Annotated in this window: 11 protein-coding genes; 5 read left to right on the forward strand and 6 right to left on the reverse strand. The window is 65.5% G+C overall.

Annotated features, from left to right (window positions below; all coding sequences use genetic code 11):
* The first annotated feature begins 147 nt into the window (after positions 1 to 147).
* Positions 148 to 2,187 (forward strand): sodium-translocating pyrophosphatase, encoded by a 2,040-nt coding sequence (locus ACLL97_RS13380; RefSeq protein ID WP_411280973.1) that lies wholly within the window; start codon positions 148 to 150, stop codon positions 2,185 to 2,187.
* A 3-nt stretch (positions 2,188 to 2,190) separates the two neighbouring features.
* A complete protein-coding gene (locus ACLL97_RS13385; RefSeq protein ID WP_411280974.1) occupies positions 2,191 to 3,507 on the forward strand; it encodes an APC family permease in 1,317 nt (438 codons plus the stop codon).
* Between the two features lie 9 nt (positions 3,508 to 3,516).
* On the opposite strand, the gene ACLL97_RS13390 is transcribed toward ACLL97_RS13385, so the two are convergent.
* The 4 genes from ACLL97_RS13390 to ACLL97_RS13405 all read right to left on the reverse strand — a co-directional run bounded on the left by ACLL97_RS13390 (position 3,517) and on the right by ACLL97_RS13405 (position 6,413).
* Positions 3,517 to 4,077 carry a hypothetical protein gene (locus tag ACLL97_RS13390; protein WP_411280975.1) on the reverse strand — a complete coding sequence of 187 codons (561 nt, stop codon included), beginning with the start codon at positions 4,075 to 4,077 and terminating at the stop codon, positions 3,517 to 3,519.
* Between the two features lie 701 nt (positions 4,078 to 4,778).
* On the reverse strand, positions 4,779 to 5,111 hold the full coding sequence (locus ACLL97_RS13395; RefSeq protein ID WP_411280976.1) for a hypothetical protein: 333 nt from the start codon (positions 5,109 to 5,111) through the stop codon (positions 4,779 to 4,781).
* 57 nt (positions 5,112 to 5,168) lie between these two features.
* On the reverse strand, positions 5,169 to 5,747 hold the full coding sequence (locus tag ACLL97_RS13400) for a penicillin acylase family protein (RefSeq protein ID WP_411280977.1): 579 nt from the start codon (positions 5,745 to 5,747) through the stop codon (positions 5,169 to 5,171).
* A gap of 66 nt (positions 5,748 to 5,813) precedes the next feature.
* Positions 5,814 to 6,413, reverse strand: a complete 600-nt coding sequence (locus ACLL97_RS13405) for a penicillin acylase family protein (RefSeq protein ID WP_411280978.1) — start codon at positions 6,411 to 6,413, stop codon at positions 5,814 to 5,816.
* Between the two features lie 351 nt (positions 6,414 to 6,764).
* Here ACLL97_RS13405 and ACLL97_RS13410 point away from each other — a divergent pair, with 351 nt between their 5' ends.
* Positions 6,765 to 8,192 (forward strand): DEAD/DEAH box helicase, encoded by a 1,428-nt coding sequence (locus ACLL97_RS13410; RefSeq protein WP_411280979.1) that lies wholly within the window; start codon positions 6,765 to 6,767, stop codon positions 8,190 to 8,192.
* A 75-nt stretch (positions 8,193 to 8,267) separates the two neighbouring features.
* On the forward strand, positions 8,268 to 9,503 hold the full coding sequence (locus tag ACLL97_RS13415; RefSeq protein ID WP_411280980.1) for a DUF790 family protein: 1,236 nt from the start codon (positions 8,268 to 8,270) through the stop codon (positions 9,501 to 9,503).
* Between the two features lie 280 nt (positions 9,504 to 9,783).
* Here ACLL97_RS13415 and ACLL97_RS13420 read toward each other — a convergent pair whose 3' ends face one another.
* On the reverse strand, positions 9,784 to 10,941 hold the full coding sequence (locus ACLL97_RS13420; RefSeq protein WP_411280981.1) for a hypothetical protein: 1,158 nt from the start codon (positions 10,939 to 10,941) through the stop codon (positions 9,784 to 9,786).
* 73 nt (positions 10,942 to 11,014) lie between these two features.
* A complete protein-coding gene (locus ACLL97_RS13425) occupies positions 11,015 to 11,932 on the reverse strand; it encodes an alpha/beta hydrolase family protein (RefSeq protein WP_411280982.1) in 918 nt (305 codons plus the stop codon).
* Between the two features lie 218 nt (positions 11,933 to 12,150).
* Between ACLL97_RS13425 and ACLL97_RS13430 the strand changes: the two genes are divergently transcribed.
* On the forward strand, positions 12,151 to 12,635 hold a 485-nt coding region (locus ACLL97_RS13430), incomplete at its 3' end, for a serine/threonine-protein kinase (RefSeq protein ID WP_411280983.1).

Consider the following 12,635-nt stretch of genomic DNA (forward strand, 5'->3'; position numbering starts at 1 on the left):
GAGTTTCGAGCCACCGCTCGCGCCGCCCATGCAAAAGCTTCCGGTGTCCGCTACTGGCAACATCAGCCTCAGGCGGTGACCTTCCGCCAGAGATTCCCCAACCCCCAAGTATTCGGGGCCCACTCCACCCCTCTTACCCACCCCTACGTGCTCGAGCAGTACGCCCCCATCCTCGCGCTTGGCTGCGCCGCGATCGCCGTCGTGTATGGCATCGTGACGGCCCGCTGGATCATTGCCCAGCCGGCCGGCAATGAGCGCATGCAGCAGATCGCGGGCGCAATCCAGGAAGGCGCCAACGCCTACCTGAAGCGTCAATACGCCACCATCGCCGTGGTTGGCGCGGTGCTCTTTGTGGCGGTCGGCGCCGGGCTTGGCAGTTGGTTGACCGCCATCGGCTTCGCCATCGGTGCGGTACTCTCCGGCGTGGCCGGGTTTATCGGCATGTTCGTCTCAGTGCGCGCCAATTCGCGCACGGCGCAGGCAGCCACAAGCGGGCTCAACGCCGCGCTCAACATTTCCTTCAAGGGCGGCGCCATCACCGGTATGCTGGTGGTTGGCCTGGGTCTGCTTGGCGTGGCCGGTTTCTACATGGTGGTGATTGGCGACCACACTGGGGAGGACGCCGTGAAAGCGGCGTTGGAACCGATGGTTGGTCTGGCCTTCGGGGCCTCGCTGATCTCGATCTTTGCGCGACTTGGCGGCGGCATCTTCACCAAGGGTGCTGACGTTGGCGCGGACCTGGTGGGCAAGGTGGAAGTCGGCATTCCCGAAGACGATCCGCGAAACCCTGCCGTGATCGCCGATAACGTGGGCGACAACGTGGGTGACTGTGCCGGCATGGCCGCCGACCTCTTCGAGACGTACGCCGTGACCGTTATTGCCGCGATGCTGGTGGCCGGGCTGGGCTACTCCACGTATGGCAACACCGGTGTCATGTATCCGCTGGTGCTCGGGGCCGTTTCCATTCCGGCCTCGATCATCGGAACGTTCTTCGTGAGCGTGAAGCCGGGTGGCAAGATCATGAACGCGCTGTACCGCGGATTGATGGTGGCCGGTGGCCTGGCGGCCATCGCGTTCTTCTTCGTCACGCAGCAGATGTTCCCAGGTGAGTTGGGCACCAAGCTTTTCATCTGCGCCCTGATTGGCCTTGGCCTCACGGCCGCGCTGGTCGTGATCACCGAGTACTACACGGCCACCGAGTACAGTCCGGTTCGTCAAATCGCGAAGGCCTCTGAAACCGGGCACGGCACGAACGTGATTGCCGGTCTCGCCGTGTCGATGAAGTCGACGGCCGCGCCGGTGCTGGTGGTGGCGGCGGCCATTTACTTCTGCTTCGACATTGCCGGCCTGTACGGCATTGCCGTCGCGGCCACCTCCATGCTCTCGATGGCCGGCGTGATCGTGGCACTCGATGCCTACGGCCCCATTACCGACAATGCCGGGGGCATTGCCGAGATGAGCCATCTGGGCCCGGAGATTCGCCAGATCACCGACGCGCTCGACGCGGTGGGAAATACCACGAAGGCCGTGACGAAGGGCTACGCCATTGGCTCGGCCGGTCTCGCGGCGCTGGTGCTCTTTGCCGACTACAGCAGCAAACTCGGTGAGCATCTTGGGGCGGCCGTCAACTTCTCCCTCGACGATCCCAAGGTCGTGATCGGTCTGCTCATTGGCGGCATGATTCCGTACCTCTTCGCGGCGGCCGCCATGCAGGCGGTGGGTCGTGCCGCCGGCGCTGTGGTGGAGGAGGTGCGTCGTCAGTTCCGCGAACTGCCGGGCATCATGAAGGGGACGCAGAAGCCGCAGTACGATCGCGCGGTCGACCTGCTGACCAAGGCGGCCATCCGCGAAATGATGCTCCCCTCGCTCATGCCGCTCGTGATCCCGGTGATCGTGGGACTGGTGCTGGGTGGTGCGGCGCTGGGCGGCCTGCTCATGGGCACGATCGTGACGGGGCTCTTTGTGGCCATCTCGATGTGCACCGGTGGCGGTGCATGGGACAACGCCAAGAAGTACATCGAAGAAGGCCACCATGGCGGGAAAGGCAGCGAAGCCCACAAGGCGGCGGTGACCGGTGATACGGTGGGCGATCCGTACAAGGACACGGCGGGCCCGGCAATCAATCCGCTCATCAAGATCATCAACATCGTGGCGCTGTTGCTCATTCCGTTGCTTTCCAAGGCGTAAGACGTGACATCCACGACCGCCACGTCGCTGCGCGGACCAGAACTGGTCCGCGCGGTTGGCGTTTGGGCCCTCGCGGCCAGCATTTTCAACGTCACCGTCGGTGGCGGCATTTTCCGTCTCCCTGCCGGCGCCGCCGCGGCAGCCGGTCCAGCGGCACCGTTCGTCTATCTCATCTGCGCGGTGGTGATGGGATTCGTGGTGCTCTGCTTTGCCGAAGCCGGCAGTCGCATCACGCTGACCGGCGGACCGTACGCGTACGTCGAAGCCGTGTTCGGTCGTTACGTGGGATTTTTGGCCGGCGTACTCCTCTGGATGCTGGGCACCACGGCGGTGGCCGGTGTCTCGTCGGCGTTTGCCGAAGGGTTGGGGGCGCTGTTCAACATGCCCTCGCTGCGCGTGCCGGTCATCGTCACCATGTTCATCGTGCTGGCGCTGGTGAACATCCGGGGTGTTGAACAGGGCACGAAGGTGATCGTGGTGGCGTCCATTGCCAAGCTGCTGCCGCTTATCGCGTTCGTCGCCATTGGGGTGTTCTACATTCAGCCGGAGAATCTCGCGATTACCGCGATACCGAGCCCTTCCAGTCTGGCCCGAGCGGCCATCATACTGGTCTTTGCCTTCAGTGGCGTAGAGACGGCGCTGGTGCCCAGTGGTGAAGTCCGTGATCCAGCGCGTACGGTGCCACGTGCCCTGGCGATTGCGATGATCGGCGTGACTTTGCTGTATCTCGCCGTGCACCTCGTGGCAGCCGGCCTGCTCGGCGATTCGCTGGCCACAAGTACGGCGGCTCCGCTGGCGTTTGCCGCCGAGTCGTTTCTCGGCACACCCGGGCGCCTGATGTTGCTCATTGGCGCAAGCATCTCGATGTTCGGCTACGTAAGCGGTATGACGCTGGCCGTACCGAGGGCCTTGTTCCGCTTCGCCGAGGATGGTCTGCTGCCGAAGGTGGTTGGCTCGGTTCATCCGCTGTACCGTACACCGCACGTGGCCATTGTAGTGCAGACGGTGCTGGTGGCTTCGCTGGCGGTATTCAATTCCTTCGAGCAGCTCGCCGTCATTTCCAATCTGGCGGCGCTGCTGCTGTATGCGGGGTGCGCGGCGGCCACGTTCATGCTGCGGAAGCGTGGCATCTGTCAGGAAGGCGCGGTGCCGTTTTCGGTGCCGGGTGGTCCGATTGTACCCTTCGTGACCATCGGGCTCATTGCGTGGCTACTCACCAGCATCACGAAAGCCGAATGGACGGTGTTGATGGTCACGCTCGCCGTGGCGACGGCGTTCTACTTCGTAGCCGCCAGAGCCGGCACCAGGCAAACCGCATAAGGGCGCCGCTTACCCGAAGGCACCCAATTCGACGCGGACCTCGGCGCCACCGAGTAATTGCTGCAGCGCATCATGATCGAACTCCACAATGGTTTCCGGACGGGTGGGTGCCCGCACTTCGAGCGTGCTCCACCCGTTTGCCTTGGCCCGACCCACACGCAACCGTGCACCGGGTTGGCGCAGCGTGACGAGTCGTGTCATATGCGCCGCCCACGCCGCCTGAGTTGTAAGCGCTGGTACAGCGCAGATGGCGAGAGTGACCGCGTCAATGATTGCCGCGTTGATTGTCTCGGTCTGCTCGGTGCATGGTGCCGGCTGCCATTCGAGCGCCCACACTCCGGAGATGGTCACTCGCTCGTGGCCCGTGCTCATCACGACTTCACCGCTCCAAGTGCCGCGCGGTCGGCGGGCCAGCGCTCGGGGGCGATCCTCGACTTCAATGGCTTGTGCCGCATCCCCGTCCAGCGCGCGCGCCATGAAGCGTCGGGTGCGACCAGTGCGTCGTGCTGGGCCACGGGCGGGGGCACCGCGCAGGAGCAAGGCCAGCAGCGAGGTCAGAAACCGTGACATGTCGGAAAGATCGTGTGCAGTCCCGATTGGTTGCGGACCCACGAACCGGCGTTGCACCATGCGTGCGTTCTGACGCAACAGATCAACGAGGGTACAGGCGCGCCGAGGTCGACTGGCGCCGGGAATGGGCCCCGACGGGCACGTACACCACGGGGAGATGGCGCACCTGGCGTACCCACGGTCAAACGCTTCTCGTCGGGCACGCTACCCCGGCTTCTGCCGTAGCGAGCTACCAAACGAAGCGAGGTGAAAAAGTTGACGTGCATCGGGAGATCACCCGTGTCCGCGTGACGCGCAAGGCGCGTGTTCTCGCCGTGCTCAGGGTGATGCCCCCCGTCGCGCGGTTCGCGCCGACACGACGCGCCCGGTCTGAGCAGTCGATAGCGTACCAGAAGGAGGTTCGCAAACGCGCGCTCGCCGGCCCGGTGCCGATCGACGCCAGTGCCACCGACTTGGCGTCGGCAACCAGTCTGACCATCGCCGCGACGTCGTTGCGCCGATACGGCGCTCAAGTCGGTGACCGCCAACGCCGCCGAGTTCCTCGGCATCGCCGACAAGGTGAGTTCACTCGAGGTGGGCAAGGAAGGCACGCGGCTCATCACGACCGGGACGCCGCTGAACATGACGAGCAACATCACGCTTGGACATCCACAAGCTCTGCTTCCAGCAGTACATGAAGAAGCTCCAGCAGCGGGCGAAGATCACGCCCTGATGGGTGGTGCGGGTGCCGGCTCCTTTCGCACCCGCACCACCACGAGCTGCTGGTCCGCCGCGATCGCCTCCACGCTAACGGGCAGCCTCACCATCTCGCCCGTCGCGTATAGGCACGTGAGATCGCCGCCGTGCTCCGCCTTCGGATCTTCATGCGGCGAGTACGTGCGGATACCACGCGGGTCCACCGTGCCGTCAGAGTTCCAGCCAATGATCCGGATGTAACTGCTGCCGGCCAGGATCGGCGAGTATCCGCCCGGCTTGAGTTCGGTGATGATCACGCTCCACATGCCCGTAAGGCCATCGCCGCGGCGAACGGGCACGCGCTCCCCGTTACGCCTATCGCACCGCAATGCCGCGCGGTGTGCGCACCGGATCATTCACGTTGAACGGGACCGTAACAGATTCGGTACACGCACGCGCCAGAACTCGCGCCACACTTGTGCGCCGCGACCGTCGGTCGTCTCCGTACGATTCCATCCACGCAACGCGCTGCACGACGGCGTGATGTCCACGCTCGCGGTTTGCATCGGCACCGGCGCGAGCGGTGCGGCGCACCGTGTGAGCACGTCGTCGAGTAACAGTTCTGCACCGACGTGGCGCTGAGTGGACAGCATCGACGGAGAGGATCCGGGCGTCACTTTCCGGCCGGCCGCGGTCGCTTCGGCGATGAACGTGAGCCCCGCGCGCGTGCGAAGGGGGTTGAGCGCTGAGCGCTGTGCGCTCGACGCCGATGATCGGCCAGAACCCTTCGTGTGGTACCGCAGGATTCGCCAACCAGTAGCTGTCGTTCGAAGTGGACAACGGTCATCACGCGTGAGGCGCGGCAAGGCCTGGCGCGGCATGGCCTGGCGCGGCATGGCCTGGCGCGGCATGGCACCGGGTACGGCCTCCGCCGGGTCGACGGTCCACTCGCGCTGCGTGTCGGCACCATTGAGCACGATGATCGCCGCGTCCACTTCGACCGCCTTGCGCGCGCGAGCGAGCGCGTCTGTAGATGGCCGCCGCGTGATCGTTGGCCGGGTTCACGTCGCGCACCGCGTAGGCGCGCGCTGCGGTCCCCGGTCACGGCGCCGGCGCGACGACCCTTGCCACGGATAGTGCGGGTGATCAAGCACCAGACCACGCCCCGACGCCGTGACCGCTTTGCCCATCGCCACCGCGTTGCTACCGATACCCTCGGGGGCATCGGAGTCGGTGGCGAAGGCGTACCACGCATCGGTGCCGTCGGTCTTCCTTGTTGGCCGCGGCGCGGCCGCGGCCATTGCCCAGCGGCGCCCTTGCATGACGTGAGAGATCGCTCGCGTGAGCTTTGAGATAGCGATTGTAGCCAGCCACCTAGCCCGCGTCGAAACGATTGCTCGTCGCGCTGTGGCGTGTCGTGTAGGCGCGTTGCGCTGCAGCCGGAAGCCGCGCGCGATGGAACAGATCGCTCTCGCGATTGCCGCTGTCGGGACTGAAGGTACGCGAAGCCGTAGCCGAGTCCTCCTCAGTGGTTCGATTTCACGGGCGGGATGCCGTAACTCGTCCACCGGATCGTCGCGTCGTCGCGTGCGGCCGGCGCCAGCTTTCGTGTCGCGACTGCGATCGCGGCACACGCACCTCACCGACAGCCCGCTCCACATCGATCCGGAGCCCTGTCATGCCGAGCCCCGCGGCGACGTTCTGGACGCCAGTGCCGTCTAGCGCGTGGCCCGGAACCCGTCGGCTTTGCGCCGCGCTGCGGAGCGCACCGCCCACGATCACAAAACAGCCGGGCTGCGCAGCGAGCGAACGGCGAGCAGCAACAGGAGGACGAGAAGGCGAGGAGTGATCGGGATCGCATACCGTGGACCTGGTCGAGCGGCGAGCCCACACCCGGTTCTTCACCTCTGCGCGTGGTACATTCGTGCTGAACCGGGATGCCAGTACGCTGTACCACGTTCGATAGTGCGAGCGTTTCCGTCCCCCTGCCGTCCTTTCGCGCCACACGCAGCTTGCCACCCCCCGTCGCCCCTCCGTCCATTGCCTTCCGCGCCGGCCTCGCCATCCTACGCGGCGTCCCCGCCGCCGGCGCGCCCGAGTGGCTGCGACACGATCCGCGGCTCGACGCGCTGGTCGCCGCTGGCGCGCGCTACCCCGACCTTCGCGACTGGGCACTCGCGCGTGAGATTCCCGAAGCGACGTCGGCGTCCAATGTGTTCGAGGCCCCGTTGCTTGATCCGCGCACGCCCCGTGAAGCGCAGCAGGAAGCCGTAACACGCTGGATGGCCGCCGGGCAGCGCGGCACCGTGGTGCTGCCCACCGGCGCCGGAAAGACCTTGGTTGCCTTGCTGGCGATTCAGCGCACTGGCACCAACGCCTGCATCATCGTCCCTACGCGCGCGCTCGTGTCCCAGTGGTTCACGCAGCTCGCCGATGCGTTCGGCGCCGAGCATGTCGGCGCATTCTACGGTGACGAAAAGGAAGTGCGGGCGCTCACCGTTACCACGTATCACTCCGCCTTCACGCTGCTCGAGCGTCACGGCTCGCGGTTCACGCTGCTGATCTGTGACGAGGTGCATCACTTGGCCGACCGCGCCACTGGCGAGGCACGCACCCGGCTGGACGCACTCATCATCGCGCCGGCACTGCATCGATTAGGCCTCACCGCCACGTATCCCGACGGCCAGGATAGCTGGATGGTGCGCGCGCTCGGGCCGGTGGTGTATCGCCGAAGTATCGGCGAAATGACCGACGCCGAACTGGCGCGGTTTGCCATCGAACGTCGTTACGTCGATCTCTCGCTCTCCGAACGTGCACGATACGACGCCGAATCGGAGCGGTTCGAGACGTACGCCGAGCAGTCGCAGTGGCGCACGCAGGCAGACTCACCTGACATCGCCTGGAAACTGTTCGCCGCCAGCGCACGCCGTTCCCCGGCGGCACGTCGTGCCATGCGCGCCTTTCGGGAGCGCGAACGCGTGGTGCGCATGGCTGAAGCGAAGTTCGAAGAAACCGCGCGCGTCTTGCGCATGTTTCCTGGTGAACAGGCGGTGCTCTTCTGCGGCGGGACCGATGTCGCGATGGAAGTGTCGCGTCGACTGGCCATTCCGCTCATCGCGGCGTCCACACCGGCGTCGGAACGTCACGCCATTCTGGGCGCCATGCGCGAGGGCACGTTGCGCGCGGTGGCGTCGGTAAAGGTGCTGGACGAGGGCTGGGATGTGCCCAACGCCAAGCTCGGTATCGTCCTCGGCGATTCCACCCGCGGCGGCGCGCGGCAGCACACGCAACGCCTTGGTCGGCTGCTACGTCGTCAGGGCGATCAGGTTGCATCGCTGTTCGAACTGGTCGCGGCCGGCACATGGGAGTTCTTCGCGTCCCAGAAGCGCGGTGCCGCAGTACGTAAGGTGGCCGACTCGCAATTGGGCTTCGGACTGTGACGCACTCCCGCTCGAACATATGCTGACGTGTGTATGCTGAGGCACGCATGCTGAGTCACGCATGCTGAAAAGCATATGCTGACCCGTGCGCAGGTCGACCCGTTCGTTCGCGTTGTTGGCGGTGTGCTGCGCATCCGCTATCTGGCGGATCCCGACGGACGTGTGACACCGTTCCTCGACCGCTTGTTGCGACTCGTGCGCCGCCTGGAGGGACGCTCACTGGAGACCGTGGTCGAAGCACTGCGTCGTCAGGAGCGTCGCGTGCGTGACGCATCGCGCTTGGCCGGCATCTCGCGCGCCTTGATCGAATGGTGCGACTTCGACGCGCCGGATGGGGCACAGCAGCTCGAGGCCGCGCGTCGCGAGGTATTCATGACGCGTGGTGCGATATGGCCGCCCATTCCGGGCGACGCACTGTTACCCTTTGCCAGCGCCGCCGCGTCGCTCGGCGTCACCGCCGACTCCCTGCAGCGCACGTTGTACGACGATCGTCCTGGTGCGCGGCGATTGCGTCGCGTGCCCGACGGCGACGGCCGAGCGCTGTTGGCACGCTACAACCTCGAACTGGCCCGTGGTGTGCTGCGTGATGCCACGCGGGTCGAACTGCAGACGCGCGGTGGCTGGCGCGATGTCTTTCGTGCCGTCAAGGCGGCGGGGCTGATGCACGAACTGGTGCGCGAGGGCGCGCGCTATCGCTTGGTGCTCACCGGCCCCGCGGCCGCTTTCTTGGTGCGTCCGGCGCGCTACGGTGTGCGCTTTGCGCGCGTGCTCCCCGTGCTGGCCCGTTCACCCGGCTGGCGCGTGAACGCCGAGGTGCTGCGCGACGGACAACCGTGCCGTGTGCAGTTACGCGGCCGTGCGCGCGCACTCGCCACCGGTGCACCGGTAGGCGTCGAGCCGCGCCGCGAGCGATACGATTCGGCGTGGGAGCGGCGCTTCGTGCGCGACTTCCGTGCGTCATCGTGGGCCAAGGAGCACGGATGGCACCTGTCGCGCGAACGCTCCCCACTCTCGAGCGGCGGCACGGTGTTCCTCCCCGACTTCACGCTACGGCATAGCGATGGCCGTGAAGCGGCGGTGGAACTCGTAGGCTTCTGGACGCCGGAGTATCTGACCGCCAAGGTCGCCAAGGTACGCGCGGCGGGAGACACGCCGCTGGTGCTGGTGGTCGCGAAGGCGCTGGCGGTGGGCGATGGCGGCAACGCGATGCACGACGTCGGTGGCGAGCGGATACTGTGGTGTGGACAGCATCCGCGCGTCGGCGACGTGATGCGGTTGGTGGAGAGAGTGGCGCAGTCGCCGCCGAGGTGACGGCTCCGAGGTCAGATGTCAGACGTCAGTCGCCCGCATCAGGGATCGGACTTTTTATAGTGGCGGAATTCAGCAATAATAGTGCACGGTTTCGAGCGGTTTGATGGGGCGTGATCTCGCGCCTCTCGGTGAGTGCCAAATAGCTCGGAACTGTGCACTATCGTTGCTCGTGTCTGAACACTATACCCAGTCAGAACTCTGAGTTCTGAACGCGCTGACAGTCTGACCCCTGAAGTTCAGCCCGCGACACGCCCGCCTTCGCTGAGGAGTTCATGCGGTATCACCGCGGCGGCGTCACCGACGATAGCGGTCGCGTCCCCTTGAGAATCCACCGCTGTATGCGTCGGCCATTGCCGGCCTCGCCCGTGTACATACGGTTCTGCGAGTCGATGGCGATCATGTGCGCGCGGATAAACTCGCCCGACTGACGACCGGGGCGTCCGAAGCGGTCGAGAATGACCAGATCCTTCCGCCGCAGGATCCAGACGCGCTCGTTCGTGCCGTCGATCAAGTACAGCAGACTTTGCTCCGCGTCGCGCGAGAGCTGCAGGCTGAAGCCACTGCCCGCTCCGCCGGTTTCGGGGCGCACGAACTTCTCCATCAGGTACTCGCCGTTCTGCTTGAACACCTGAATGCGATTGCCGCGACGGTCCGACACGTACACCAGTCCATCTTTGGTGCCGACGAGGCCGTGCAGCGTCGAGTACTGCTGTGGCGGCGTGGCCGTGTTCACCGGGTACGCATACTTTTCGGTATCGACAGGGCGTTTGCCGTAGGCGCCCCAGTGCCGCTGGTACGCACCGGTGGTGGCGTCCAACACGATCACGCGTTTGTTGATGTAACCGTCGGCGATGAAGAGCTCATTGGTTTTCGGCTCGACGTAAAAGTTCGCGGGCCCGCCCAGGTGCGTCGAGTCGTTGCTGCCCTTGTTCACCCCCGGCTCACCGATGGTCAGCACATGCTTGCCATCCTGCGTGAACTTCATCACGTGCATGCCGTTGCTGGTGCCCATCCACACGAAGCCATTGTGATCGATGTAGATACCGTGCTCCTGACTGAACCACGTATAGCCAGCGCCGGGACCGCCCCACGACCGCACCACCTGGCCGTCGGCGTCCATCTCGAGCACCGGCGGCGCCGGAAAGCAGCAGTCGGCAATCGGCGGCTTCAGGGCCGCCCCAATCTCCTGATCGGTGAGACTCGATGGCATATGGATGATCCACAGATGATCGCGATCGTCCACGAAGAGCCCGCGGATGTCGCCCAAAATCCAATCGTTGGGCAACGTCGGCGGCCATGTCGGATCGATCACGTACACCGGCAGTTTTTCAGCGGTTGGTGAACCGCGTGCCACTTTGGCGTTGGCGCCTTGTGCATGGGCGACGATCGGCGCGAGCACGCATCCGACAATACAGGCAAGCAGGGGGACGCGGGTCATGGGGTGTGGAACTGGTGGAGTGCGAATGTCGCGAGTATGAGGCGGTCCGAGAAACAGGGAAGCAATGCGTACGTCAGCGCGTTCGCCGCTGCGCCGCCAGCCACGCAATCGCCGCTCGCGAGATCCACTCATGCTCACCCTCGAACAACGTAAGACGCGAGGCACCCGCCGTGCGCCGCACGTAGATCGTGCGCCCAAGCATGCTGTCAACAACGGGCGTCGTCTGGCCGTACTGCCCGCGCATCATCGCCTCGATCTCCACCGTTGACAGTGCTTGCGGCGCAATCGCCTGGAACGCATTGAGTGTGTGCCGCGGTGACACCACCGTGTCGTGCACACCCGCCGCGAGGTCGAGCGGTACGCGCAGCGTCGGGCTCAAATAGCGGAGTGGCGCGCGCGCCGCATAGGCCGCCGCGATCGTCTCGCTCTCGCGTGGCGCTCCACCAAAGCAGCCGCCCATCATGCGCCCGTACTCGTCAGTCGGGTGCTCGGCGTTCCAGGCAGTGAGATCGCTGATGCCGACCCACGCGCTCGCCGCGGCCCACTGATCGGGATACCGCGACGCCATCAGCATCGTCATGAAGCCACCACCGGAGCGGCCGAGCAGATAGATGCGTGTGCTGTCCACCGCGTAGTGCGCGCGAACCCAGGCCACGGCATCGAGGACGTCCTGCTGCGCGACGTCCGATCCGCACGCCAACGGGGTCTCGCTGCGCCCGCGAAAATTGGGCGACAGCAACAGCCATCCGCGCGCGTTGGCCTCGGCTTCCACCGTGGAGTCGCGTTGGTCGAGGTCGAAGCTCCACGTGTGCAGCATGACCGCGAGTGGACGTCGGCCATTGGCGGAGGGCGCGGGCGCCGCCGGCATCACGAACACCGAGGGCTGCATGGTCGAATCGGCGGTGCTTCGGATCTCGACACGATGTCGGCCGGCGGCGTTGGGGATCTGCGCACGGCCCGTGCTCGGCGCGATGGCAGCGAGAAGCGCCAAGGCGACGCTGCACCGCGTGGAGGAACGACTCAGGTTGTTCATGCGATTGGCGTGACGCGGAAAAGGTCTCGAACGTGGGCGGCGCGGAACAGATGATAGCGTCCGGGACCCTGCAGGTCACGCAACCCAGAGCGCCGGCCCCATAGCGGCCGGGCTCGTCGGCTAGGAGATTAGGCACTGTGTCACGCCACGAATCCCGCTCACGTCTCGCCCACCGCATGTCCGCCCTTGATCAGCTGAACGTCGCCTTGGCCCAGAGCTATCACCTCACGCGCGAACTCGGCGAGGGCGGCATGGCCACGGTGTACCTGGCGCGCGATCTCAAGCACGAGCGCGACGTGGCCATCAAGGTGCTCAAGCCGGAACTCGGCGCCGTACTCGGCGTGGAACGCTTCAACTCCGAGATCCGCGTCACGGCCAATCTGCAGCACCCCAATCTGCTGCCGCTGTTCGAGAGCGGTGAAGCCGGGGGACTGCTGTTCTACGTGATGCCGTTCGTGGATGGCGAAACGTTGCGGGCCCGGCTCGAGCGCGAGAAGCAGTTGCCGGTGGAGGAAGCCGTACGACTGTCGGTCGCCATTGCGCAGGCGCTCGACTATGCGCATCGCCGTGGTGTCATTCATCGCGATCTCAAGCCGGAGAACATTCTGCTGGCCGATGGGCAACCGCTGGTGGCGGACTTCGGCATCGCGCTTGCCGTGAG

Origin of the sequence: Gemmatimonas sp., from assembly GCF_046594945.1 — a bacterium.
GTDB lineage: Bacteria > Gemmatimonadota > Gemmatimonadetes > Gemmatimonadales > Gemmatimonadaceae > Gemmatimonas.

Excerpts from the sequence above, each read along its gene's own strand:
- ACLL97_RS13390 (WP_411280975.1), bottom strand. The coding sequence starts at position 4,077 with ATGTCACGGTTTCTGACCTCGCTGCTGGCCTTGCTCCTGCGCGGTGCC.
- ACLL97_RS13405 (WP_411280978.1), bottom strand. The coding sequence starts at position 6,413 with ATGTGGAGCGGGCTGTCGGTGAGGTGCGTGTGCCGCGATCGCAGTCGC.
- ACLL97_RS13415 (WP_411280980.1), top strand. The coding sequence starts at position 8,268 with ATGCTGACCCGTGCGCAGGTCGACCCGTTCGTTCGCGTTGTTGGCGGT.
- ACLL97_RS13420 (WP_411280981.1), bottom strand. The coding sequence starts at position 10,941 with ATGACCCGCGTCCCCCTGCTTGCCTGTATTGTCGGATGCGTGCTCGCG.